At 48.7% G+C, this 23,544-nt stretch carries 16 protein-coding genes and 5 pseudogenes; 16 read left to right on the top strand and 5 right to left on the bottom strand.

Going from position 1 to position 23,544, the window contains the following annotated elements; genetic code table 11:
* Positions 1 to 140: 140 nt before the first annotated feature.
* From LG381_RS22180 to LG381_RS22170, 3 genes are read left to right on the top strand one after another with little or no spacing between them, the layout of a single operon-like run.
* Complete coding sequence (locus tag LG381_RS22180) at positions 141 to 1,847, top strand: hypothetical protein (protein WP_104698932.1); 1,707 nt, start codon at positions 141 to 143, stop codon at positions 1,845 to 1,847.
* 59 nt (positions 1,848 to 1,906) lie between these two features.
* Positions 1,907 to 3,496 carry a hypothetical protein gene (locus tag LG381_RS22175; RefSeq protein WP_171960589.1) on the top strand — a complete coding sequence of 530 codons (1,590 nt, stop codon included), beginning with the start codon at positions 1,907 to 1,909 and terminating at the stop codon, positions 3,494 to 3,496.
* A gap of 9 nt (positions 3,497 to 3,505) precedes the next feature.
* The gene (locus LG381_RS22170) at positions 3,506 to 4,321 is read left to right on the top strand and encodes a hypothetical protein (protein WP_113417652.1); all 816 of its coding nucleotides are present in this window, start codon (positions 3,506 to 3,508) and stop codon (positions 4,319 to 4,321) included.
* A gap of 112 nt (positions 4,322 to 4,433) precedes the next feature.
* Here LG381_RS22170 and LG381_RS22475 read toward each other — a convergent pair whose 3' ends face one another.
* On the bottom strand, positions 4,434 to 4,652 hold the full coding sequence (locus LG381_RS22475; RefSeq protein ID WP_106505464.1) for a hypothetical protein: 219 nt from the start codon (positions 4,650 to 4,652) through the stop codon (positions 4,434 to 4,436).
* A 46-nt stretch (positions 4,653 to 4,698) separates the two neighbouring features.
* Between LG381_RS22475 and LG381_RS22470 the strand changes: the two genes are divergently transcribed.
* The 3 genes from LG381_RS22470 to LG381_RS22155 all read left to right on the top strand — a co-directional run bounded on the left by LG381_RS22470 (position 4,699) and on the right by LG381_RS22155 (position 6,731).
* Positions 4,699 to 4,938 carry a hypothetical protein gene (locus LG381_RS22470; RefSeq protein WP_306468366.1) on the top strand — a complete coding sequence of 80 codons (240 nt, stop codon included), beginning with the start codon at positions 4,699 to 4,701 and terminating at the stop codon, positions 4,936 to 4,938.
* Between the two features lie 11 nt (positions 4,939 to 4,949).
* Complete coding sequence (locus tag LG381_RS22160) at positions 4,950 to 5,459, top strand: hypothetical protein (protein ID WP_000509940.1); 510 nt, start codon at positions 4,950 to 4,952, stop codon at positions 5,457 to 5,459.
* A 159-nt stretch (positions 5,460 to 5,618) separates the two neighbouring features.
* Entirely contained in the window at positions 5,619 to 6,731 is a 1,113-nt protein-coding gene (locus tag LG381_RS22155) for an IS4-like element IS421 family transposase (protein WP_001300563.1), read from the top strand.
* Positions 6,732 to 6,924: 193 nt separating this feature from the next.
* On the opposite strand, the gene LG381_RS22150 is transcribed toward LG381_RS22155, so the two are convergent.
* Positions 6,925 to 7,080 carry a Hok/Gef family protein gene (locus tag LG381_RS22150; protein ID WP_113417309.1) on the bottom strand — a complete coding sequence of 52 codons (156 nt, stop codon included), beginning with the start codon at positions 7,078 to 7,080 and terminating at the stop codon, positions 6,925 to 6,927.
* 397 nt (positions 7,081 to 7,477) lie between these two features.
* On the opposite strand from LG381_RS22150, the pseudogene LG381_RS22145 reads away from it, so the two are divergent.
* Together LG381_RS22145 and LG381_RS22140 are read left to right on the top strand one after the other, a co-directional pair.
* Positions 7,478 to 8,696: pseudogene (locus LG381_RS22145) on the top strand (IS3 family transposase).
* Between the two features lie 20 nt (positions 8,697 to 8,716).
* Positions 8,717 to 9,733 (top strand): annotated as a pseudogene (locus LG381_RS22140) (IS256 family transposase); the annotation flags it as partial.
* A 47-nt stretch (positions 9,734 to 9,780) separates the two neighbouring features.
* On the opposite strand, the gene LG381_RS22135 reads toward LG381_RS22140, so the two are convergent.
* Positions 9,781 to 11,955, bottom strand: coding sequence for an extracellular solute-binding protein (locus LG381_RS22135; RefSeq protein WP_032176963.1), 2,175 nt, complete (start codon positions 11,953 to 11,955; stop codon positions 9,781 to 9,783).
* Positions 11,956 to 12,288: 333 nt separating this feature from the next.
* Between LG381_RS22135 and LG381_RS22130 the strand changes: the two genes are divergently transcribed.
* From LG381_RS22130 to LG381_RS22120, 3 genes are read left to right on the top strand one after another with little or no spacing between them, the layout of a single operon-like run.
* On the top strand, positions 12,289 to 13,113 hold the full coding sequence (locus LG381_RS22130) for an MBL fold metallo-hydrolase (RefSeq protein ID WP_032203560.1): 825 nt from the start codon (positions 12,289 to 12,291) through the stop codon (positions 13,111 to 13,113).
* Between the two features lie 12 nt (positions 13,114 to 13,125).
* A complete protein-coding gene (locus tag LG381_RS22125; protein WP_032177316.1) occupies positions 13,126 to 14,361 on the top strand; it encodes an MFS transporter in 1,236 nt (411 codons plus the stop codon).
* A gap of 32 nt (positions 14,362 to 14,393) precedes the next feature.
* On the top strand, positions 14,394 to 15,107 hold the full coding sequence (locus LG381_RS22120) for an MgtC/SapB family protein (RefSeq protein ID WP_032177315.1): 714 nt from the start codon (positions 14,394 to 14,396) through the stop codon (positions 15,105 to 15,107).
* Positions 15,108 to 15,295: 188 nt separating this feature from the next.
* Here the strand turns inward: LG381_RS22120 and LG381_RS22115 are convergent, their stop codons facing one another.
* Positions 15,296 to 15,697, bottom strand: a complete 402-nt coding sequence (locus LG381_RS22115; RefSeq protein WP_077875119.1) for a VENN motif pre-toxin domain-containing protein — start codon at positions 15,695 to 15,697, stop codon at positions 15,296 to 15,298.
* 100 nt (positions 15,698 to 15,797) lie between these two features.
* Positions 15,798 to 16,701 (bottom strand): annotated as a pseudogene (locus LG381_RS22110) (IS3 family transposase); the annotation flags it as partial.
* Between LG381_RS22110 and LG381_RS22105 the strand changes: the two are divergent.
* The 5 genes and pseudogenes from LG381_RS22105 to LG381_RS22085 form a co-directional block, all read left to right on the top strand.
* Positions 16,684 to 17,106: pseudogene (locus LG381_RS22105) on the top strand (IS3 family transposase); the annotation flags it as partial. The pseudogenes LG381_RS22110 and LG381_RS22105 sit on opposite strands and share 18 nt — an antisense overlap.
* A gap of 717 nt (positions 17,107 to 17,823) precedes the next feature.
* Positions 17,824 to 19,332: a group II intron reverse transcriptase/maturase gene (gene ltrA / locus LG381_RS22100; RefSeq protein WP_001352025.1), complete on the top strand. Its 1,509-nt coding sequence runs from the start codon at positions 17,824 to 17,826 to the stop codon at positions 19,330 to 19,332.
* A gap of 80 nt (positions 19,333 to 19,412) precedes the next feature.
* A pseudogene (locus tag LG381_RS22095) lies at positions 19,413 to 19,878 on the top strand (IS3 family transposase); the annotation flags it as partial.
* A gap of 1,333 nt (positions 19,879 to 21,211) precedes the next feature.
* Positions 21,212 to 21,909 (top strand): IS1-like element IS1X2 family transposase gene (locus tag LG381_RS22090; protein WP_223400810.1). Its coding sequence is split into 2 segments (ribosomal slippage): positions 21,212 to 21,461 and positions 21,461 to 21,909, totalling 699 coding nucleotides; the frame shifts between segments, so codons are not numbered across the junction.
* Positions 21,910 to 22,304: 395 nt separating this feature from the next.
* Positions 22,305 to 23,533 (top strand): IS3 family transposase gene (locus LG381_RS22085; RefSeq protein WP_085959875.1). Its coding sequence is split into 2 segments (ribosomal slippage): positions 22,305 to 22,620 and positions 22,620 to 23,533, totalling 1,230 coding nucleotides; the frame shifts between segments, so codons are not numbered across the junction.
* Positions 23,534 to 23,544 lie beyond the last annotated feature (11 nt).

Raw genomic sequence — 23,544 nt, 5'->3', positions numbered from 1 at the left:
ACCTTGGATTTTACCTTCCTCCCCTACTCCCGAAAAAAATAAAAAAATTGCTTGTCACGAGAAAGTCAACAAGTGACTTTCAATAAAATCTCTTCCGAAAAGGGATTCACACAAGTGCCTTGTGTTTAAGGAAGAGTAAATTGAGTAACTTACGCGAATACCAGAATCGTATTGCAGATATCGCAAAACGCTCTAAAGCTGTGCTTGGCTGGGCAAGCACTGCGCAGTTCGGTACTGATAACCAATTCATTAAAGATGATGCCGCGCGTGCCGCATCTATCCTTGAAGCTGCACGTAAAGACCCGGTTTTTGCGGGTATCTCTGATAATGCCACCGCTCAAATCGCTACAGCGTGGGCAAGTGCACTGGCTGACTACGCCGCAGCACATAAATCTATGCCGCGTCCGGAAATTCTGGCCTCCTGCCACCAGACGCTGGAAAACTGCCTGATTGAGTCCACCCGCAATAGCATGGATGCCACTAATAAAGCGATGCTGGAATCCGTCGCAGCAGAGATGATGAGCGTTTCTGACGGTGTTATGCGTCTGCCTTTATTCCTCGCGATGATCCTGCCTGTTCAGTTGGGGGCAGCTACCGCTGATGCGTGTACCTTCATTCCGGTTACGCGTGACCAGTCCGACATCTATGAAGTCTTTAACGTGGCAGGTTCATCTTTTGGTTCTTATGCTGCTGGTGATGTTCTGGACATGCAATCCGTCGGTGTGTACAGCCAGTTACGTCGCCGCTATGTGCTGGTGGCAAGCTCCGATGGCACCAGCAAAACCGCAACCTTCAAGATGGAAGACTTCGAAGGCCAGAATGTACCAATCCGAAAAGGTCGCACTAACATCTACGTTAACCGTATTAAGTCTGTTGTTGATAACGGTTCCGGCAGCCTACTTCACTCGTTTACTAATGCTGCTGGTGAGCAAATCACTGTTACCTGCTCTCTGAACTACAACATTGGTCAGATTGCCCTGTCGTTCTCCAAAGCGCCGGATAAAGGCACTGAGATCGCAATTGAGACGGAAATCAATATTGAAGCCGCTCCTGAGCTGATCCCGCTGATCAACCACGAAATGAAGAAATACACCCTGTTCCCAAGTCAGTTCGTTATCGCGGCTGAGCACACGGTACAGGCGGCGTGTGAAGCACAGCGTGAATTTGGTCTGGACCTGGGTTCCCTACAGTTCCGCACCCTGAAGGAATACCTGTCTCATGAACAGGATATGCTGCGTCTTCGCATCATGATCTGGCGTACTCTTGCGACCGACACCTTTGACATCGCTCTGCCGGTTAACCAGTCCTTTGATGTATGGGCAACCATCATTCGTGGCAAATTCCAGACTGTATATCGCGACATTATTGAGCGCGTTAAATCTTCTGGTGCGATGGGGATGTTTGCTGGTGCTGATGCAGCATCTTTCTTCAAACAGTTGCCGAAGGATTTCTTCCAGCCAGCCGAAGACTATATCCAGACTCCGTATGTTCACTACATCGGTACCCTGTTCGGTAACGTGAAAGTGTACGAAGTACCTGCTGGTATTTGTAAGAACTTAACGACAGAGAACATTCAGTTCAGCTCGATGGATGTGCTGTCCTACGTCCGTGATGAAAATCCGGGTAAAGCAGGCTTCGTGACTGGTGATGCTGTCCCGGCCATCCCGTTCCAGCATCCGACCACTCCGGCGCTGGTCAACCGTACCACGCTGTGGGGTTCGGCTATCAACGATATGCACCCACGCAACGGCGCTGATTACTTCACTCGTGTAACGCTGACAATGGCCAAAAAAGGCGGGCTTAACTTTATAAGCGGCGACACGATTGATGCCGGTGAGTCTGAGTAATCAGGGGAAGTTCTCCGTTTAACATAGCGCCCCGTGCGGGGCGCATAACAGGGAAAGTTATGTCTCAATATTCAATTCAACAGTCATTAGGTAATGCATCCGGTGTCGCTGTTAGCCCGATCAATGCCGATGCGACGTTATCTACCGGTGTTGTATTAAATAGCAGCTTGTGGGCTGGTATTGGCGTATTTGCGCGTGGCAAGCCGTTTACTGTTCTTGCGGTTACTGAGTCCAATTACGAAGATGTTCTCGGCGAACCGCTGAAGCCGTCCTCCGGCTCACAGTTCGAACCAATTCGCCATGTGTACGAAGCTATTCAGCAAACGTCTGGTTATGTTGTCCGTGCTGTTCCGGATGATGCGAAGTTCCCGATTATTATGTTCGATGAATCAGGCGAACCGGCTTACAGTACGTTGCCATACGGTTCTGAAATTGAACTTGATAGCGGCGAAGCCTTTGCTATCTACGTTGATGATGGTGATCCGTGTATTTCTCCTACCCGTGAGTTAACCATCGAAACGGCAACAGCGGACAGCGCGGGTAATGAACGCTTCCTCTTAAAACTGACCCAGACGACTTCGCTCGGTGTGGTAACGACCCTGGAGACACACACTGTGTCTTTGGCGGAAGAAGCGAAAGATGACATGGGCCGCTTGTGTTATCTGCCTACGGCTCTGGAAGCCCGTTCTAAATATCTGCGCGCGGTTGTTAATGAAGAGCTGATTTCGACGGCGAAAGTAACAAATAAAAAATCGCTGGCGTTCACTGGCGGTACCAACGGCGATCAGTCGAACATTTCCACTGCTGCTTACCTGCGTGCGGTGAAAGTGCTGAACAATGCGCCGTACATGTACACCGCTGTTCTCGGCCTGGGTTGCTATGACAATGCGGCGATCACTGCGTTAGGTAATATCTGTTCTGATCGCTTGATTGATGGCTTCTTTGATGTCAAACCGACATTGACGTACACGGAAGCGATCTCTGTTGTTGAAGATACCGGTTTACTTGGTACCGATTATGTAAGCTGTGCTGTCTATCATTTCCCGTTCTCCTGCAAAGACAAATGGACCCAATCCCGCGTGGTCTTCGGTCTGTCTGGCGCGGCGTATGCGGCGAAAGCTCGTGGCGTCAAGAAAAACTCCGATGTCGGCGGTTGGCATTACTCACCGGCTGGTGAAGAACGTGCCGTCATTGCTCGTGCATCACTTCAGCCGCTGTATCCTGAAGACACCCCGGACGAAGAAGCTATGGTCAAGGGCCGACTCAATAAAGTATCTGTAGGTACTTCGGGCCAGATGATCATCGATGATGCTTTAACTTGCTGCACGCAGGACAACTATCTGCATTTCCAGCACGTCCCATCCCTGATGAACGCAATCAGCCGTTTCTTTGTCCAGTTAGCCCGACAGATGAAGCATAACCCGGACGGCATTACTGAGTCTGGCCTGACTAAAGGGATGACCAAACTTTTGGATCGCTTTGTCGCCTCCGGCGCTCTGGTGGCTCCTCGTGATCCTGATGCTGACGGTACAGAACCGTATGTGCTGAAAGTTACGCAGGCGGAATTCGATAAATGGGAAGTAGTCTGGGCCTGCTGCCCGACTGGCGTAGCCCGTCGTATCCAGGGCGTACCGCTGCTTATTAAGTAAGGAAATACAATGAGCAAAAACTTTTTTCAATCCGGGGCATTTTTGGGGAATGGACTGTCTCGTTTCGCTTTGAACTCTGATCCTGTGCAGTTGATGGCGTCTGCCCGAGCAAGCGCCGAACCGACAACAGATCCGGTTATTAATAATAATCCGGAACCGGCGGCACAGACTAACGATAACGCTCCATCTGCCACGGCTCCTGAGCAAATCCTGGAAGGGAAAGACGGTAAAGAATGGACCGTCGAACAGGCGCACCAGATGATTCTGGAAGCTGCAAATCGAAGTGCTATGCAGAATGCGTTGAGTGATGCGGCCGACGCCGTTTTCGCCTGGGCTGATAGCGGTGATCTGACTTTCGACTCCCTTGATGGTTTCGTTCAGGCTATCGCTGGTATCTCTGATGACGACGACTCCGAAGTTACAGAAGAACAGGACGATGCCTATAACGAAGCATGGGCAAATGTTGCTGACTTCCTCGCAGCATGCGGTGTAGATGATGACCTGATCGAAGCACTGGCTGACGATGAAGACGACGACGCAGCTGCTGATGTTGGTGCCTCTATCGCTGGTTTAGATAGCGACGACCGCGACGAACTGGAAGCGGCGTTTGTTGTTGCTGGCACTTCTGATGAAATGCTGACTGAAGCATTTAAGAAGGTTGTTCGTAACGGTGAGATCAAACTCATCCGTAAACGCCTGCGTAAAAAACGTCTGACTGCGGCTCAAAAATCGGCGCTGAAAAAAGCGCGTCGAAAAGCCCAGACCGGCGCGGCAAAACTTGCCCGCAAAAAGTCAATGAAACTGCGCCGTAAGCGCCTTGGCTAAAGGAGGAGGCCGGAGAACTCCGGCCTTTAACTTGAATGGCTCCTATAGCTTATGGGGTTTACAGCCAGGCTGACGGTGTATCGCCATATCTGAAAGTTACTTTAACGAACTCTCAGTACCAGGTTACCGGATATATCAGCCAGGGAGCGGCAATGAACATGGCCCAGAATTGGGAAGCGCCGTTTACCGGTATGTCCATGGGATCTGTTTCTGGTACTCTGGGTGGTTTTGTGCAAGTAGGTACTGAAACAACGTCGGTTGCCCGTTGGAATAGCTTAATGGTTTGGGAAGGGGGGACTCCGCCGACGTTCACGCTGCCTGTAACTTTCATTGCTTTGAACAATCCATTCATTGAAGTTTCAGGCGCTATCGCCGCGTTGACAGCCATGATTAGCCAGGAACTAAAAGCGGCCAATGTTGGTGGTCGAATCCCGGAGCGCGTGACGCTAAACATTGGTCGCCGGATCAACATCACCGATGTCGCCATCCAGGACTTAAGTTTTGATCTCGATGCGCCAAGGGACAGTAATGGATATTTCCTGAAAAACACCGTCAACCTCCAGTTGACCGGTTCTTCGATATATAACAGCTCCGATATTGTTCGGGCGTTCCAGTAAAAGGATTTTATATGGGGCACAATAACACTAAGGGAAACCGTAAATTTATTAAGGGCCGCTATACTGCCAACGCGGCCAAAGGCGAACGACTGGTATCTTCTGAATTCCAGCTCACTTTTGCAGGCCATGAAGATATCAGCGTACTGGTTCGCACGTCGCAAATCCCTGAAATGACTCGAGAGAATGTGGAGGACTATGGTCCGAATGGTGTGAAGTTCAACCAGCACGGACCAATTCGAAACTCTGGGGAAATCCAGGTCCAGTGCGTGGAGACTATCGAAGGCGATATTCTTCAGTTCATTAAGGATCGCATTGCGGCGAAGGACTATGTTGATATCACGATGGCTGCTACCCCTGAATCCAAATCTTCCGGGGTTAACGCTGTGACAAAAGCTGCTACAACAATTGAAATGTTGGACTGCAAAATCTACAGTGATGCAATCGACTTTAGTACCGAAGATGTGACTGCCGCTGTGCGCCCGTCACTTCGTATCGTCTACAACTGGATTGAGTGGGATTAAGAGTCATCCCTTGTATTTTAAAGCTCCTTCGGGAGCTTTTTTATTTGGAGAGGAAAGGGTGCATTGAGGATACCTGACACACGAAGAGTGGCGGGGATCTCTCCCATAAGCGCTAACTTAAGGGTTGTGGTATTACGCCTGATATGATTTAACGTGCCGATGAATTACTCTCACGATAACTGGTCAGCAATTCTGGCCCATATTGGTAAGCCCGAAGAACTGGATACTTCGGCACGTAATGCCGGGGCTCTAACCCGCCGCCGCGAAATTCGTGATGCTGCAACTCTGCTACGTCTGGGGCTGGCTTACGGCCCCGGGGGGATGTCATTACGTGAAGTCACTGCATGGGCTCAGCTCCATGACGTTGCAACATTATCTGACGTGGCTCTCCTGAAGCGGCTGCGGAATGCCGCCGACTGGTTTGGCATACTTGCCGCACAAACACTTGCTGTACGCGCCGCAGTTACGGGTTGTACAAGCGGAAAGAGATTGCGTCTTGTCGATGGAACAGCAATCAGTGCGCCCGGGGGCGGCAGCGCTGAATGGCGACTACATATGGGATATGATCCTCATACCTGTCAGTTCACTGATTTTGAGCTAACCGACAGCAGAGACGCTGAACGGCTGGACCGATTTGCGCAAACGGCAGACGAGATACGCATTGCTGACCGGGGATTCGGTTCGCGTCCCGAATGTATCCGCTCACTTGCTTTTGGAGAAGCTGATTATATCGTCCGGGTTCACTGGCGAGGATTGCGCTGGTTAACTGCAGAAGGAATGCGCTTTGACATGATGGGTTTTCTGCGCGGGCTGGATTGCGGTAAGAACGGTGAAACCACTGTAATGATAGGCAATTCAGGTAATAAAAAAGCCGGAGCTCCCTTTCCGGCACGTCTCATTGCCGTATCACTTCCTCCCGAAAAAGCATTAATCAGTAAAACCCGACTGCTCAGCGAGAATCGTCGAAAAGGACGAGTAGTTCAGGCGGAAACGCTGGAAGCAGCGGGCCATGTGCTATTGCTAACATCATTACCGGAAGATGAATATTCAGCAGAGCAAGTGGCTGATTGTTACCGTCTGCGATGGCAAATTGAACTGGCTTTTAAGCGGCTCAAAAGTTTGCTGCACCTGGATGCTTTGCGTGCAAAGGAACCTGAACTCGCGAAAGCGTGGATATTTGCTAATCTACTCGCCGCATTTTTAATTGACGACATAATCCAGCCATCGCTGGATTTCCCCCCCAGAAGTGCCGGATCCGAAAAGAAGAACTAACTCGTTGTGGAGAATAACAAAAATGGTCATCTGGAGCTTACAGGTGGCCATTCGTGGGACAGTATCCCTGACAGCCTACAAAACGCAATTGAAGAACGCGAGGCATCGTCTTAACGAGGCACCGAGGCGTCGCATTCTTCAGATGGTTCAACCCTTAAGTTAGCGCTTATGGGATCTCTCCCCGCCAGGTCTCTTACCTTTCAGATTCGTAGGCTATGAAGACAGTGACCTCCGTCTGGCCGGTTCGGATTCGTACCTCGCAGAGGTCTTTCCTCGTTACCAGTGCCGTCACAATGACGGTTAAACAGATGACGATCAGAGCGATTAATATCGCTTTTTGCTGCTTCATAGCCTGCTTCTCCTTGACCTTTTGGTCGGTAAGAGGCTAATCTACGTATGCTAAGCATAGATATTGCCTCAGATTAATGTTAAGCGTCTTGCAGGACGCGTAATGTTATCTGGGGCTTTCTTCTATCTGCTTTTCGGGTAATGCCTGAAGCAGATAGCCTCAAGCACCCGCAGCGATTGTATCAATGTCTGGCTTTTTTTCTATAGAAATCACCTGGAAGGGTGAATATCCACATCAGAAGAAACGTTGCAGCAAACATGACCCCTAATGGCCAGACCGCGCCAAAGAAAATCCATAGTGACTGCTCCCCGCCCTGTCGGGCGAGGCTTCTCACTGAATCGCCACAGGTTTAATAGACACCTCAGAGTCATTTAAGATGACTTAAAGAGAGGTGCCCATGAGTGGTAAGCGTTATCCCGAAGAGTTTAAAATTGAAGCAGTCAAACAGGTTGTTGATCGCGGTTATTCTGTTGCCAGCGTTGCAACACGTCTCGATATCACCACCCACAGCCTTTACTCCTGGATAACGAAGTACGGTCCGGATTCTTCCACTAATAAAGAACAGTCAGATGCTCAGGCCGAGATCCGCCGTCTCCAGAAAGAGCTGAAGCGGGTTACCGACGAACGGGACATATTAAAAAAAGCCGTTGTAGATTCAATCTGTCAATGCAACACCCCTTTCAATTATCTCTTTCGGTGTTTTGAACTTCAGTGTCTTTCTCGGTCTGTTGTTTAGCTGAGCAGCAACCAGATCTAGTTCATGTTGAGTATATTGGGCAACACCTGTTGCTGGCCTGTTCGCCTGCTCTGTCGGGTGCTGGATGTTCATCCCAGTGGTTTATACGCCTGGCTTCAGCAGCCGCATTCACAACGCCATCAGGCAGACCTGAGACTGACAGGACAGATTAAACAGTTCTGGCTGGAATCGGGATGCGTCTATGGTTATCGCAAAATCCATTTAGATCTGCGGGACCGCGGGCAACAGTACGGAGTGAACAGAGTCTGGCGACTGATGAAACGTATCGGGATAAAGGCTCAGGTCGGATACCGGAGCCCGCGGGCTCGTAAAGGCGAGGCCAGTATCGTGTCGCCCAACAGGCTTCAGCGACAGTTCAATCCGGATGCTCCGGATGAGCGTTGGGTAACGGACATAACCTACATCAGGACCCACGAAGGCTGGCTGTATCTTGCCGTGGTTGTTGATCTGTTCTCACGCAAAATTATCGGCTGGTCCATGCAATCCCGGATGACAAAAGACATTGTCCTGAACGCACTGCTGATGGCTGTATGGCGGCGTAATCCCCAAAAACAGGTGCTGGTTCATTCGGATCAGGGCAGTCAATGAATGGCAGTCGTTCCTGAAATCACACGGCCTGGAGGGCAGCATGAGCCGTCGCGGTAACTGCCATGATAATGCGGTTGCAGAAAGCTTTTTCCAGTTGTTGAAACGCGAACGGATAAAGAAAAAGATCTACGGAACGCGGGAAGAAGCCCGCAGCGATATTTTTGATTACATCGAAATGTTTTATAACAGTAAGCGTCGGCATGGTTCCAGCGATCAGATGTCACCGACAGAATATGAAAACCAGTATTATCAACGGCTCGGAAGTGTCTAAATTATCCGTGGCGATTCAATTCCACGAAAACCGTCACCACTACCGACGGGCCGATGGAATTACGTACTCCACGTGATCATGATGGTTCCTTCGAACCACAACTGGTGAAGAAAAATCAGACCCGCATTACCGGCATGGACAACCAGATCCTGGCACTGTATGCCAGAGGGATGACTACCCGCGAAATTACCTCAGTCTTCAAAGAAATGTACGATGCAGACGTCTCTCCAGCGCTGATATCGAAAGTAACCGATGCCGTAATCGACTAGGTTGTTGAATAGCAAAACTGTCCTCTGGATGCGATTTATCCCATTGTTTATCTTGACTGTATTGTCCTGAAAGTACGGCAGGACAGCCGGGTTATCAACAAAGCGGTGTTCCTGGCTCTGGGTATTAACCTTGATGGTCAGAAAGAGTTGCTGGGTATGTGGCTGGCCGAAAATGAAGGTGCAAAGTTCTGGCTGAATGTACTGACGGAACTGAAAAATCGCAGCCTGAACGATATCCTTATCGCCTGCGTGGACGGCCTGAAAGGCTTCCCGGAAGCGATTAATGCCGTCTCCCCGGAGACGCAGCTCCAGTTGTGCATAGTACATATGGTACGCAACAGCCTGCGATTCGTGGCGTGGAAAGACTATAAAGCGGTAACCCGTGATCTGAAACAGGTTTACCGCGCAGCCACGGAAGAAGGCGCGTTGCAGGCGCTGGATGCGTTCGGGAAGGAATGGGATGCACGGTACCCGCAGATAAGTCGCAGCTGGCGGGCAAACTGGCCGAATGTTGCCACCGTCTTTGTGTACCCGGAGGCGATCCGCAAGGTTATCTACACCACTAACGCAATCGAATCGCTGAATAGCGTCATCAGACATGCGATAAAGAAACGGAAAGTGTTCCCGACAGATGAATCGGTGAAAAAAGTGGTGTGGCTGGCTATCCAGTCAGCCTCACAGAAATGGACGATGCCACTTCAGGACTGGCGGATAGTAATGAGTCGCTTTATTATCGAATTCGGTGACCGCCCTGACGGTCACTTCTGAGAAAGACATTTACACCGAATGATGGACAGGCTCGAGGTGTCACATTTTCAGGCCCCCGTTTCGTTTCTGATCCGTGCATTGATATATTCCACAGCCTGATTGACGTTCATAATGCCGTTAATCGCATTCGTCACCCCTTGCCCAATGATAATCTCTGCCTGACGCAGGTTAAAAGGCTCACCTTGACTTCCCTGAGACTCACGTATTCCCTTCATGCCTTTTTCATTCAGCAAATTAAACCACGGGTAGAGATTGAGAACGTTTTGATCGTGACATATTCCAGACCAAGCGCTGTTGCCCCCCAACAGAACCAGATGACGCGAAATTTCATCGGAATAAAGCCAATGAAAAAACTGCTCAACCTGTTTTTTCTTCTTACTGTAGCGAGACATTCCAATAGAACCACCACCCAATTGTGGAAGCTGCCCTGGAACGGGAGCATAGCCGATCGTGGGAGCGATGGTCGTATGCGCAACATCGTTAAACAAATTGAGATACATAATCAGCATGGCGAGATTTCCACACTCAAACTGTTTAACAGCATCGTTCCACCACTCACCGGCAATATTCACGGCAACAGGCAACTGTTGTAGATATTCTTCGAGTGCAACGGCAGCAAGCGAAGTATCAAGTTGTATCGGCTCGCCTTCACGCACCAATCGCCCACCTAACGCGTAGTAACGCAGCAAGTACTCAGTGGCAATAAGTCCTGAACTGCCCAACGTTACCGCAGTTCCCATTGGACGCTGTTTATTTTTTGGCTGATGCCGTTGACTAAAGAAAGTAGCAATCTCATCAAATTGTGCGAAATTCTCTGGTAGAGTTAACTCTTTTCCTGTGGATTCATAAAACATCCGTTTAATCGTTGCATCTTCAAACAGATCTCGTCGATAAAACAGAAGCTGCATACTGGCATCAAAGGGAATTGCCCATGCAGTCCCATTCACCAGGCTGAAGTACTGTTGAAGTTGCTCAGAGAAGTTATCCAGCAATAACGGGAGCTCAGGGGAGACCGATTCCAGCGGTAATAATGTTTTTTCTGCAAACCAGGGAAAACACGCCATATCGATTCGCAGTAAATCGTAATAAGGGTGCAAGTGAAGATGAGAGAGAATTTCAAAAACTTCATCATACGGATAAACCGCAAGATTAACCTTAATGCCGGTCTGACGATAAAAGTGGGGTAACAATTTCTTCAGCGCATCGGTCGAAGGGCTGGGCAAAATTAACATATTCAGTGTCGTCTCGGTCTCATGAGACGGAGCGCATTGTCCATTCCAAGAAAAACCGCAATTCGTCAGAATATGGTGCTTCTTTTTACTTTTGGGTTGGCGAATACATGCAGCAATAGTTGTTCCCAGGCGGGCATAATCCATCTGATAGCTGGTGATTCCATCAAAAGATGCAGGAAGATTGTCACTCAGTTGTACTATCGGCGGGCAGGGCTGAGAACTTCCAAACCAAGCCGCCTGCGTCAGTGCGCGCGTCTTCTCACTGTCCTGAACAATAAACAGATCGGGTATGACCCCTTGGAAAAATTCAAACGCGACAGTGTTAACTTCACTGGCATGCGCGGGTATAATTGTAAGCTTTGTGTGCAGGCTTAACTTTCGGCATACCATTTGTATCGCTTGAGTAAAGCGCGCGCTGTGGGAAAATTCCAGCGGTTCACAGAAAACACCAATATGACCCGGGTGCTGCTGCAGTGCCCTCCTTGCAGCTTCTTCCCCTGCGGTCACGTAGTCAAGGCTAAAATAACAAACTGCACTGGCGGGCTGACGATACGCAAAAAACACATTCTCCGGGGAGAGCCTGAGCATGTCGTAATAGGGCTGGCTGTTATCCAAGCAACTCACAGTGACAATAGCCTGGTAAGACTTTGCCGCCAGCGTTTGTAAAATATCCAGTTCCAGATTAGGCAAATCATTAGTCAGGTAAAGATCAATCGGTTCGCAGAGTGAAGGTTGCAAGACCTGGTGTAATCCCCGATAAAGTTGATAGTAACGTTCCGCATTGATGCCTGGCAGAATCAAGGCCACTCCCTGACTTTTGCTAGCTCTCAATGATTGAGCCTGCGCATTTAACTGATAGCCAACTTCTTGGGCCGCACGTTGAACCGCTTCAATCTTCTCAACGCTTACATTTCCTCTGCCATTGAGCACATTTGAGACAGTCCCATGCGACACACCGGCAATTCTTGCTATGTCTTTGATAGTTGGCATTTTTACATCACTCCCCTAATGCTTTTATGCTAGCACTGCGCTCATCAGAAAACTATCTTCAGCAAGATAATTTGAACGTTACAAAATAAAAAAGTGTATTTTATCAACACATCCTTATAACCACTTCTCAACACCACACGACTCATACACATGAGTTAAAATTTCAATATATTGAAAAATAAATATAAATTTTTAAATCTTTGAAGAGGATCACTTTTAAAGAAAAAGATCGTTGTTGGCTTGAGTTTGCAAGATAATAATTGACACGTTCCAATAACGTCTTATTACATTTTTTTTCAAAAAACAACACTCTGTTTTGAGTAAGAGGGAAACATGAAAATTCATTTTCTGGGAACCGCGGCATCCGAAGGGATACCCAATCCTTTTTGTCGTTGTGAGCACTGTCAGCAAGCCCGTATACGTAAGGGAAAAAACATTCGTACACACTCTTCCGCGATTATTGATGATCAACTGTTGATTGACGTCGCGCCGGAATTTAGCCAACAGCTGCTGCGCGACGACATGGATGCAACTGAAATCAGGTCGCTTCTGTTTACCCATACTCATCCCGATCATTTCAACGTCGGCGATCTTTTCAGCCGAATGGAGGGTTACGGATTTGAGATTACCCATCCGCTGAATATCTTTGGTAACGATCGTGCGATTAACGGTGCGGCAGAGGTTTTGCCGGGCTATAGCGCAGAGCGCTTTGCCTTTCATTGCCTGGTACCCTTCGTCACCGTAGATACCCGTGGCTATCGGATAACTCCGCTGCTGGCTAACCATGCTAAATGGGAGCTTTGTTATACCTGGTTTATCGAAAAAGAAGGCCAGTCAATATTTTACGGTCATGACTCTGGCTGGTTTCCTGAGCTCACCTGGCAGTGGCTGGAAGGGAAAAAAATTGATCTGGCCGTTCTGGAGTGTACCTACGGCTTTAATGGAGAAAATCGTACCAATAACCATATGAGTTTGGAAACGGTGTTCGCTGCCAGGGACAGACTGGCGGAACTGGACTGCCTGAAGAAAACAAGTCAACTTGTCGTCTCGCATATTTCACACAGCGGCGGTCTCCTGCACGATGAGCTAGTAGCAGCATGCGATAAAGAGAACATTCTTGTCGCTTGGGATGGGCTTAACCTGAGTATCAACCAATAAAGGATATGCAATATGGACCTGAATAAAACCCCACGTCTGCTGGTTATGATGTTCATACAATATTTCATGCAGGGTGCCTGGAATATGACCATGGGACTGGTATTAAGTACCTATGGTATGGCAACCATTATTGGCTCATCTTATGCCTTGCTTGGTCTGGCGACCATTCTTTCTCCACTCTTTATTGGTATGGTCGCCGACCGTTTTTTCTCGTCACAAAAAGTCATGGCAATCCTGCATTTAATTAATGCTGGTGTACTGTTGTTTGTTCCACAATTTATTGAGGCACAAAACACGGGTATGACGTTGACCATGATCTTCCTAGTCGGTCTGTTGTTTTATCCAACAACTGCGCTGGCTAACAGTATCAGTTTCAGCCACATTAACGGGGTGAAATATTTCCCCTTTATTCGTGTGTTCGGCACATTTGGCTTTATGGTCATCGGTTTTATTATTGGTGAAATGGGCTATTCCGGAAATACCATCACCTGGTATATAGCATCAGCCTCCGGTGTCGTGCTTGGCCTTTACTGCTTTACATTACCACACACACCACCGAAAGCAAAAGGTAGCGTATTTACACTCCGCGATCTGTTATGTCTGGACGCTCTGGCACTCTTCAAGGACCGTAGTTTCTCGGTTTTGATGCTCAGCATTTTTGTCCTGATGATCCCTAAAACAGCTTATTCCGCTTATATCCCAGTCTTTTTAAAAGCGCTTGGATTCGAGAACGCCGCGTCAATGATGCAGGTCGGCATAGCCTGTGAAGTCATTTTTATGTTCCTGCTCTCGTTTTTCTTACTGAAAGCCGGCTTCAAAATTACTCTCATGTTGGGTGCCGTATGCTGGATTATCCGCACCCTGTTGTTTGCTCATGCATCACTGGATGCCAACATGATGTTTGTGCTGATCGGTCTGATGTTGCAGGGATTTTGCTGGGACTTTTTCTTTACCGTGGGCGACATTTATGTTGACCGTAAAGCCGCGCCAGAGATTAAAGCGCAAGCCCAAAGTTTACGATTCATCGTCTCGAACGGCGTCGGTTTGCTATTTGCCTCTACCGTATGCGGGCAAATATTTAACAACACTGTGACGGAACAAGGCCCACAAGCGTTACCGCAATGGGAAACATTTTGGCTGGTTTCAGCAGGCGTTGCCGCAGTGGTCAGCGTATTCTTCCTGATATTCTTCCGGGACGATATTTCAAAACGCAAAGCAGATCTCCCATTGAAAAAAACGCACTACTAATCGTTAAAGACTTTTTTCATTAAGGTAATTGCATGAATAATCTGGCCGCCATCATCAATGAGCAAGGATTGTTGCCTTTAACTACGATCATCAAAATCAGCATTTCATTTATTCTGGGTGGTATTATAGGATTGGAAAGAGAATCGAAAGGGAAACCAGTCGGCTTCAAAACTTGCGTTATTTTATCTGTAGCCAGCTGTGTGTTAACTGTTGTATCAATACAATCTGCTGAATACTATGCTGAAATTTCGATGAATATCCGTAGCGATCCTATGCGCCTAGCGGCTCAGATTATCAGTGGTGTTGGTTTTCTTGGTGCGGGAGTCATTCTGCACCGACACGACGATGCTATTTCAGGTCTCACGACTGCGGCAATTGTCTGGGCATCTGCCGGGGTGGGAATCACCTGTGGCGCTGGTTTTTACTTTCATGCTTTTTTTTCCACGGCTTTATTTTTATTGGCAATCAAACTAAGTCCATTCATTATTTTCTTACAGACTAAAGATCAGTTTCCCGGAAAAGTAAAAGTCCGGGTTATTCTTGATGAACGCGATGCACTCGAAAATCTGATAACACGCATCCATCAGCAGAAAAACATTATTGAAAACATAACAATCAGGGATATTAAGAAGGGTAAAATTGAGGTTAATCTCAAAATAGTAATTCGTAAGAAGATGACTTTGCCTGACTTGTACCACGATCTCACCCATGTTGAACACGTCTGCACTATTGCCCTTGAACATTAATACTCTTTTGTGAAGTCCGGTAATGTCTCTGTCGAAGGCTGAGCGCACTTCTTCTGATACCGGATGAAACAGCCCCTCAGAGTAATAACACTTTCACGCAGAATGTTTTATCACGGGTATCATTCCCGCAGAACGCCATCTGCGTCCGGATGTTTCTGTATTAATTAATACTGGTATTATCACTAGAGTTACAGTTGGCAATTACTGGTGCGCCAGTGAAAAATTACGAACAAACCAAAGCGCTCATTGATGCCGTTGACTTTGGTGTACTCTTTCGCGAAATAAGCAGTGTGCTCCAGCGCATCCTGAAGACAGGCATCATCGCCACACACTCCAGCTACACTACCAGCCAGGCCGGCAGCAACCGTTGCCAGTGTTGAGACCGTCTGCTTCTCTGTCTCGCTCAGTTCACTCACCGGCTTACCGTACATCTGTGTGGCGATCATTCCTACCACCTCGCCGGTGGCAGCACCTGCGGCACCGACAAGGGCATTATTTCCCTGTGCCACCGCCAGTGTGACATTCACCACGGCATGGGCTGCCACATTTGCAACCTTATTCACCTCACCGGTAAACGAGGCTGTGCTCATGGAGTACATTCATTGCAGTGTATTGAGTAACTCAGCCATTACATGAGACGCATCCTTTTTATAAGCTAATTCCCAACGGGTCTGAATCGCCACGGATAATTTAGACACTTCCGAGCCGTTGATAATACTGGTTTTCATATTCTGTCGGTGACATCTGATCGCTGGAACCATGCCGACGCTTACTGTTATAAAACATTTCGATGTAATCAAAAATATCGCTGCGGGCTTCTTCCCGCGTTCCGTAGATCTTTTTCTTTATCCGTTCGCGTTTCAACAACTGGAAAAAGCTTTCTGCAACCGCATTATCATGACAGTTACCGCGACGGCTCATGCTGCCCTCCAGGCCGTGTGATTTCAGGAACGACTGCCATTCATTGACTGCCCTGATCCGAATGAACCAGCACCTGTTTTTGGGGATTACGGCGCCATACAGCCATCAGCAGTGCGTTCAGGACAATGTCCTTTGTCATCCGGGATTGCATGGACCAGCCGATAATTTTGCGTGAGAACAGATCAACAACCACGGCAAGATACAGCCAGCCTTCGTGGGTCCTGATGTAGGTTATGTCCGTTACCCAACGCTTATCCGGAGCATCCGGATTGAACTGTCGCTGGAGCCTGTTGGGCGACACGATACTGGCCTCGCCTTTACGTGCCCGCGGGCTCCGGTATCCGACCTGAACCTTTATCCCGACACGTTTCATCAGTCGCCAGACTCTGTTCACTCCGCACTGTTGCCCGCTGTCCCGCAGATCCAGATGGATTTTGCGATAACCATAGACGCATCCCGATTCCAGCCAGAACTGTTTAATCTGCCCTGTCAGCCTCAGGTCTGCCTGATGGCGTTGTGAATGCGGCTGCTGAAGCCAGGCGTAAAAACCACTGGGATGAACATCCAGCACCCGACAGAGCAGGCGAACAGGCCAGCAACAGGTGTTGTCACGGATAAAGGCGTACCTCAGTCGGACAGCTTTGCGAAGTACGCCGCTCTTGATGTCACACTCCCTGAACAGTTCTCGATAATCGGGAAACTCAGAGCGCATTATCCTGTGGTCACACTCTGCCATGTGTTCGGGGTTCATCGCAGCAGCTACAGATACTGGAAAAACCGTCCTGAAAAACCAGACGGCAGACGGGCTGTATTACGCAGTCAGGTACTTGAGCTACATGGCATCAGCCACGGTTCGGCCGGAGCAAGAAGCATCGCCACAATGGCAACCCGGAGAGGCTACCAGATGGGACGCTGGCTTGCTGGCAGGCTCATGAAAGAGCTGGGGCTGGTCAGCTGTCAGCAGCCGACTCACCGGTATAAACGTGGTGGTCATGAACATGTTGCTATCCCTAACTACCTTGAACGGCAGTTCGCCGTGACCGAGCCAAATCAGGTGTGGTGCGGTGATGTGACCTATAGTGTGCCCGGAGTTCAGGGCGGGCATGGATGCTTAAATGAACCGCGAGTCTGTCTGGAATATTGAACCGGTAACTCACGATGAGAAACCCAACAATCCCACCGGGTGTGACGGTGGAGAACCTGAGCGGCAGTGACCTGCGGCATGCCCGCAGGGTGATGTAACCCGCTGACAACGGGGATTGAGGCGAGATCACTAAGCCGAGATGATCCTCAAGGTTAAGTACTGAAAGGCTGAAGAACATGAACCCGTTAATCCGCCTCTGTGGGTTGAAAACGTCACCACGGCCTACGTGATTAATCCGCCTCTGTGGGTTGAAAACGTCACCACGGCCTACGTGATCTGACAGGCCGTGCAGGAGGAACTGGCAGTGATACGTAAGCACTGCCGGTCGAAGGTGTTTTGACATGTATGCGAAACACCGGGGCAGCAGCGTCTATCACGCTTGCGTTGCTGACTTCTGCCAACTTGCGGCAAGCAAGGATAAAGAGTGCGACGGGCAGCCTCCTCAGTATGCCTGAGTCCAGGCAGGTAAACCGGGGAAGGTCAGCGACGGATGTTAAGGGGGCATGGCTCCGATGACGCGCTGGCTGGCGGAGCTTCCGTAGTAGTCCGCGATGGGGAAAGCCCATTACATGGCGAAGGGAAGCAGTTTGAATGTGTTTGCGACGTGAATTAACTGACCTAACTAGGTGAAGACCTTTGATAATCAGCGAAATGCAACGCAAGCTTGCCACATGGGCAGTCACCGATCCGTCCCTACGGATTCAACGGCTGCTGCGTCTGATAACACAACCAGAATGGCTGGCTGAAGCGGCGCGGATCACGCTTTCATCAAAGGGGGCCCATACCCCCGGCGTTGATGGCGTGAACAAAACAATGCTACAGGCCAGACTGGCTGTTGAGCTGCAAATCCTCAGGGATGAATTACTCTCAGGCCACTACCAGCCCTTGCCCGCCAGACGGGTTTACATCCCTAAAAGCAACGGCAAACTGCGACCACTGGGTATCCCCGCGTTGCGGGATCGTATTGTTCAGCGGGCCATGCTGATGGCGATGGAGCCGATATGGGAGAGTGATTTTCATACGCTCTCATATGGCTTCCGGCCTGAGCGCAGTGTCCACCACGCGATCCGCACGGTGAAATTACAGCTCACGGACTGTGGTGAAACCCGGGGACGCTGGGTGATTGAAGGCGACCTGTCCAGTTACTTCGACACCGTACATCATCGACTGCTGATGAAGGCTGTACGCCGCAGGATCAGTGACGCACGTTTCATGACTCTGCTGTGGAAAACCATCAAGGCGGGACATATCGATGTCGGTCTCTTTCGGGCGGCCAGTGAAGGTGTGCCACAGGGCGGTGTTATATCGCCGCTATTATCGAACATCATGCTGAATGAGTTCGATCAATACCTGCATGAGCGCTACCTGAGCGGGAAAGCCAGAAAAGATCGGTGGTACTGGAATAACAGTATCCAACGGGGCCGAAGTACGGCGGTCAGAGAAAACTGGCAGTGGAAACCCGCGGTGGCGTACTGCCGCTATGCCGATGATTTTGTCCTCATCGTCAAAGGCACCAAAGCACAGGCGGAAGCCATCAGGGAGGAGTGTCGGGGTGTGCTCGAAGGCAGTCTGAAACTCAGGCTGAACATGGATAAGACTAAAATCACCCATGTTAATGACGGCTTTATCTTTCTGGGGCACAGGATCATTCGCAAACGCAGTCGTTATGGCGAGATGCGAGTGGTCTCAACGATCCCGCAGGAGAAAGCCAGAAACTTCGCCGCATCGCTGACAGCACTGTTATCAGGCAACTACAGTGAAAGCAAAGTCGATATGGCTGAACAACTCAACCGAAAACTGAAAGGCTGGGCCATGTTCTATCAGTTCGTTGATTTTAAGGCCAAAGTCTTCAGTTATATCGACCGTGTCGTGTTCTGGAAGCTGGCTCACTGGCTGGCCCGCAAATACCGTACAGGTATCGCTTTCCTGATGAGGTGGTGGTGTAAATCACCGAAACCGGGTCAGAGCAAAACGTGGGTTTTATTTGGTAAAACCAATCACGGCAAGCTCAGCGGCGAAATACTGTACCGGTTGGTGGGGCAAGGCAAGAAGCTGTTCCGCTGGCGGCTACCCGAAGGTAATCCCTATCTGAGGACGGAGACCAGAAACACGTATACATCGCGCTTTACAGAAGTGGCAATGGCGTTCGCCAGCATTTAAATGGAGAGCCGGATGCGCTGAAAGGTGCACGTCCGGTTCGGGGAGGAGAGGCAGGGAAATAGTCCGACTACGCCCTGCCTCTTACTCTACTAAGGACCCACGAAGGCTGGCTGTATCTTGCCGTGGTTGTTGATCTGTTCTCACGCAAAATTATCGGCTGGTCCATGCAATCCCGGATGACAAAAGACATTGTCCTGAACGCACTGCTGATGGCTGTATGGCGGCGTAATCCCCAAAAACAGGTGCTGGTTCATTCGGATCAGGGCAGTCAATGAATGGCAGTCGTTCCTGAAATCACACGGCCTGGAGGGCAGCATGAGCCGTCGCGGTAACTGCCATGATAATGCGGTTGCAGAAAGCTTTTTCCAGTTGTTGAAACGCGAACGGATAAAGAAAAAGATCTACGGAACGCGGGAAGAAGCCCGCAGCGATATTTTTGATTACATCGAAATGTTTTATAACAGTAAGCGTCGGCATGGTTCCAGCGATCAGATGTCACCGACAGAATATGAAAACCAGTATTATCAACGGCTCGGAAGTGTCTAAATTATCCGTGGCGATTCATTGTTAACCAGCTAAGAAACTCAGCTTTCTGGTTCACCAGCTAAAACTGCGGTTCACGTTCCCTGATTCTTTGCTCGGGGAGGGGAGAGCAGTCCGAGTCACAGGCTATTTCCTCCTCACCTTTTTCAACCAGGTCAACAACGGCTATTTTAGAGGATAATCACGTTGGGGGCGTTTGAACTCAGTCATCGTCACGTTCTCCGGATTTAAGTCAGGAACATGTCAACGATATTCAGGGCGGGTTACTTTCTTACTAAGTGAAAAATCATGTTAACTATAAAATATATTCTATTTGTTTGTGTTGTTAATTCGATTTTTTCTACCAATTAGAAGTTTGCATGGAAATTTTTGTAACGTGTAAAGCTCGTATATACAATGGAGTTGAAATATTAACACCATCAGGTAAAGAAATATAAATCTTAGTTACACAAGCATCAACGATATTGAGGATATAATGTTTTGAATGTAATTTATCTAATAAGAACTGAAGAACATCTTCATATCTATAATATCATGTGTCTTTATAAATGGGGGTATTCAGGCTATCAGAAAACTAATCACAGAAAAGGAAACCACTGTATAATATATTGTTTATTCGGTAATTTTCACATGGTGTAAAGTTTTCATGAATAAAGACAACAATGATTCTCATTCACTTCAAGCATCTAGAATATGGGTTAAAAGGATTATTATGCAGTCTATTTTCGAACACTGGATGCGACAACGCTATGGAAAACGTTACAGTCTTCAGCGCGATTGCCATGGATTTTATTGCTGCGAAGTTGTGAAGAGAATGTATGATGTTTGGTGTTTCTGTAATCAAAAACACCTGCATTAAAGTAAATTTAAATTATTGAAACGAGAGTTACTATTTCAGTTAGTAACTCTCAGAACTACAAAATTGTAGGGACATGATAGGCGTCTTTCCTAAAGCTACCAGAGCCATACTTATACTAGCTATTGTTTAAGCATGGTAAGGTAAGCACTGTTGACGATAACTTGATTTTTCCATTTATATAATAATGTACAGCAGACACCAATACATGTGGTAACTTCATAAGTGGATACTCTTTGTGTATAAGTTCTATGATTGCCAGCTGTTTCACTTCTGGTTGGACGAGTGCATTGGGATTAGTTTTACTGGTAAATATACGTCGTCTGTTGTAATGAATTTTATCAACCCAGCGATCGTGCACATCACTGCAGCTATAACCCAGCATCCTGAGTGAAAACGCAAGGCAGCAGCCGGATTAACATATGGGTGATGCTGCCAACTTACTGATTTAGTGTATGATGGTGTTTTTGAGGTGCTCCAGTGGCTTCTGTTTCTATCAGCTGTCCCTCCTGTTCAGCTACTGACGGGGTGGTGCGTAACGGCAAAAGCACCGCCGGACATCAGCGTTATCTCTGCTCTCACTGCCGTAAAACATGGCAACTGCAGTTCACTTACACCGCTTCTCAACCCGGTACGCACCAGAAAATCATTGATATGGCCATGAATGGCGTTGGATGCCGGGCAACTGCCCGCATTATGGGCGTTGGCCTCAACACGGTTTTACGTCACTTAAAAAACTCAGGCCGCAGTCGGTAACCTCGCGCATACAACCGGGCAGTGATGTGATTGTCTGCGCTGAAATGGACGAACAGTGGGGCTACGTCGGTGCTAAATCACGTCAGCGCTGGCTGTTTTACGCGTATGACAGGATACGGAGGACAGTTGTGGCGCACGTTTTCGGTGAACGCACTCTGGCCACACTGGAGCGTCTTCTGAGCCTGCTGTCGGCCTTTGAGGTCGTGGTATGGATGACGGATGGCTGGCCGCTGTATGAATCACGCCTGAAGGGAAAGCTGCACGTTATCAGCAAGCGTTACACTCAGCGCATTGAGCGACATAATCTGAATCTGAGACAACATCTGGCAAGGCTGGGACGGAAGTCACTGTCGTTCTCAAAATCGGTGGAGCTGCATGACAAGGTCATCGGGCATTATCTGAACATAAAACACTATCAGTAAGTTGGAGTCACTACCCGTAACCAGAGTTGAATAAACATCCATTTTTTTGTGTTTTTTTAACCTCCCCGGGTTTTTAATTCCTGTCGATTAAAAGTGTTAGATTATTTGGTTAAGAGTTCTCTCGTCCTATTTATTCAGGCGTTATCACGGATATGCAGATCGCTAAGTCAGTTGTAAGAAAACCAGACAGTGCACATCATTATACCTAGGTCTTCTCTGGAAAAATACTTAGGAATAATTTATGTAAAACAGGTTGTCGTCTTCATGATTTAAACGCAGTACATATATATACTCTATAATAAATTAGACTGGCCCCCTGAATCTCCAGACAACCAATATCACTTATTTAAGTGATAGTCTTAATACTAGTTTTTAGACTAGTCATTGGAGAGCAGATGATTGATGTCTTAGGACCGGAGAAACGCAGACGGCGTACTACACAGGAAAAGATCGCTATTGTTCAGCAGAGTTTTGAACCGGGAATGACAGTCTCCCTTGTTGCCCGGCAACACGGTGTGGCAGCCAGCCAGTTATTTCTCTGGCGCAAGCAATACCAGGAGGGAAGTCTTACTGCTGTGGCCGCAGGAGAACAGGTCGTTCCTGCCTCTGAACTTGCAGCCGCCATGAAGCAGATTAAAGAACTCCAGCGCCTGCTCGGCAAAAAAACGATGGAAAATGAACTCCTTAAAGAAGCCGTTGAATACGGGCGTGCAAAAAAGTGGATAGCGCACGCGCCCTTATTGCCCGGGGATGGGGAGTAAGCTTAGTCAGCCGTTGTCTCCGGGTGTCGCGTGCGCAGTTGCACGTCATTCTCAGACGAACCGATGACTGGAAAGATGGTCGCCGCAGCCGTCACTCAGATGATACGGATGTGCTTCTCCGTATACACCATGTTATCGGAGAGCTGCCCACATATGGTTATCGTCGGGTATGGGCGCTGCTTCGCAGACAGGCCGAACTTGATGGTATGCCTGCGATCAATGCCAAACGTATTTACCGGATCATGCGCCAGAATGCGCTGTTGCTTGAGCGAAAACCCGCTGTACCGCCATCGAAACGGGCACATACCGGCAGAGTGGCTGTGAAAGAAAGTAATCAGCGATGGTGCTCTGACGGGTTCGAGTTCCGCTGTGATAACGGAGAAAAACTGCGAGTCACGTTCGCGCTGGACTGCTGTGACCGTGAGGCACTGCACTGGGCGGTCACTACGGGCGGCTTCAACAGTGAAACAGTACAGGACGTCATGCTGGGAGCGGTGGAACGCCGTTTCGGCAACGAGCTTCCGGCGTCTCCAGTAGAGTGGCTGACGGATAATGGTTCATGCTACCGGGCTAATGAAACACGGCAGTTTGCCCGGATGTTGGGGCTTGAACCGAAGAACACGGCGGTGCGGAGTCCGGAGAGTAACGGCATAGCAGAGAGCTTCGTGAAAACGATAAAGCGTGACTACATCAGTGTCATGCCCAAACCAGACGGGTTAACGGCAGCAAAGAACCTTGCAGAGGCATTCGAGCATTATAACGAATGGCATCCGCATAGTGCACTGGGTTATCGCTCGCCACGGGAATATCTACGGCAGCAAGCCAGTAATGGGTTAAGTGATAACAGGTGTCTGGAAATATAGGGGCAAATCCA

The sequence above is a fragment of the Escherichia sp. Marseille-Q3837 genome (assembly GCF_916618735.1).
Classification (GTDB): Bacteria; Pseudomonadota; Gammaproteobacteria; order Enterobacterales; family Enterobacteriaceae; genus Escherichia; species Escherichia ruysiae.
This window is presented reverse-complemented; position numbering and strand designations above follow the sequence as displayed.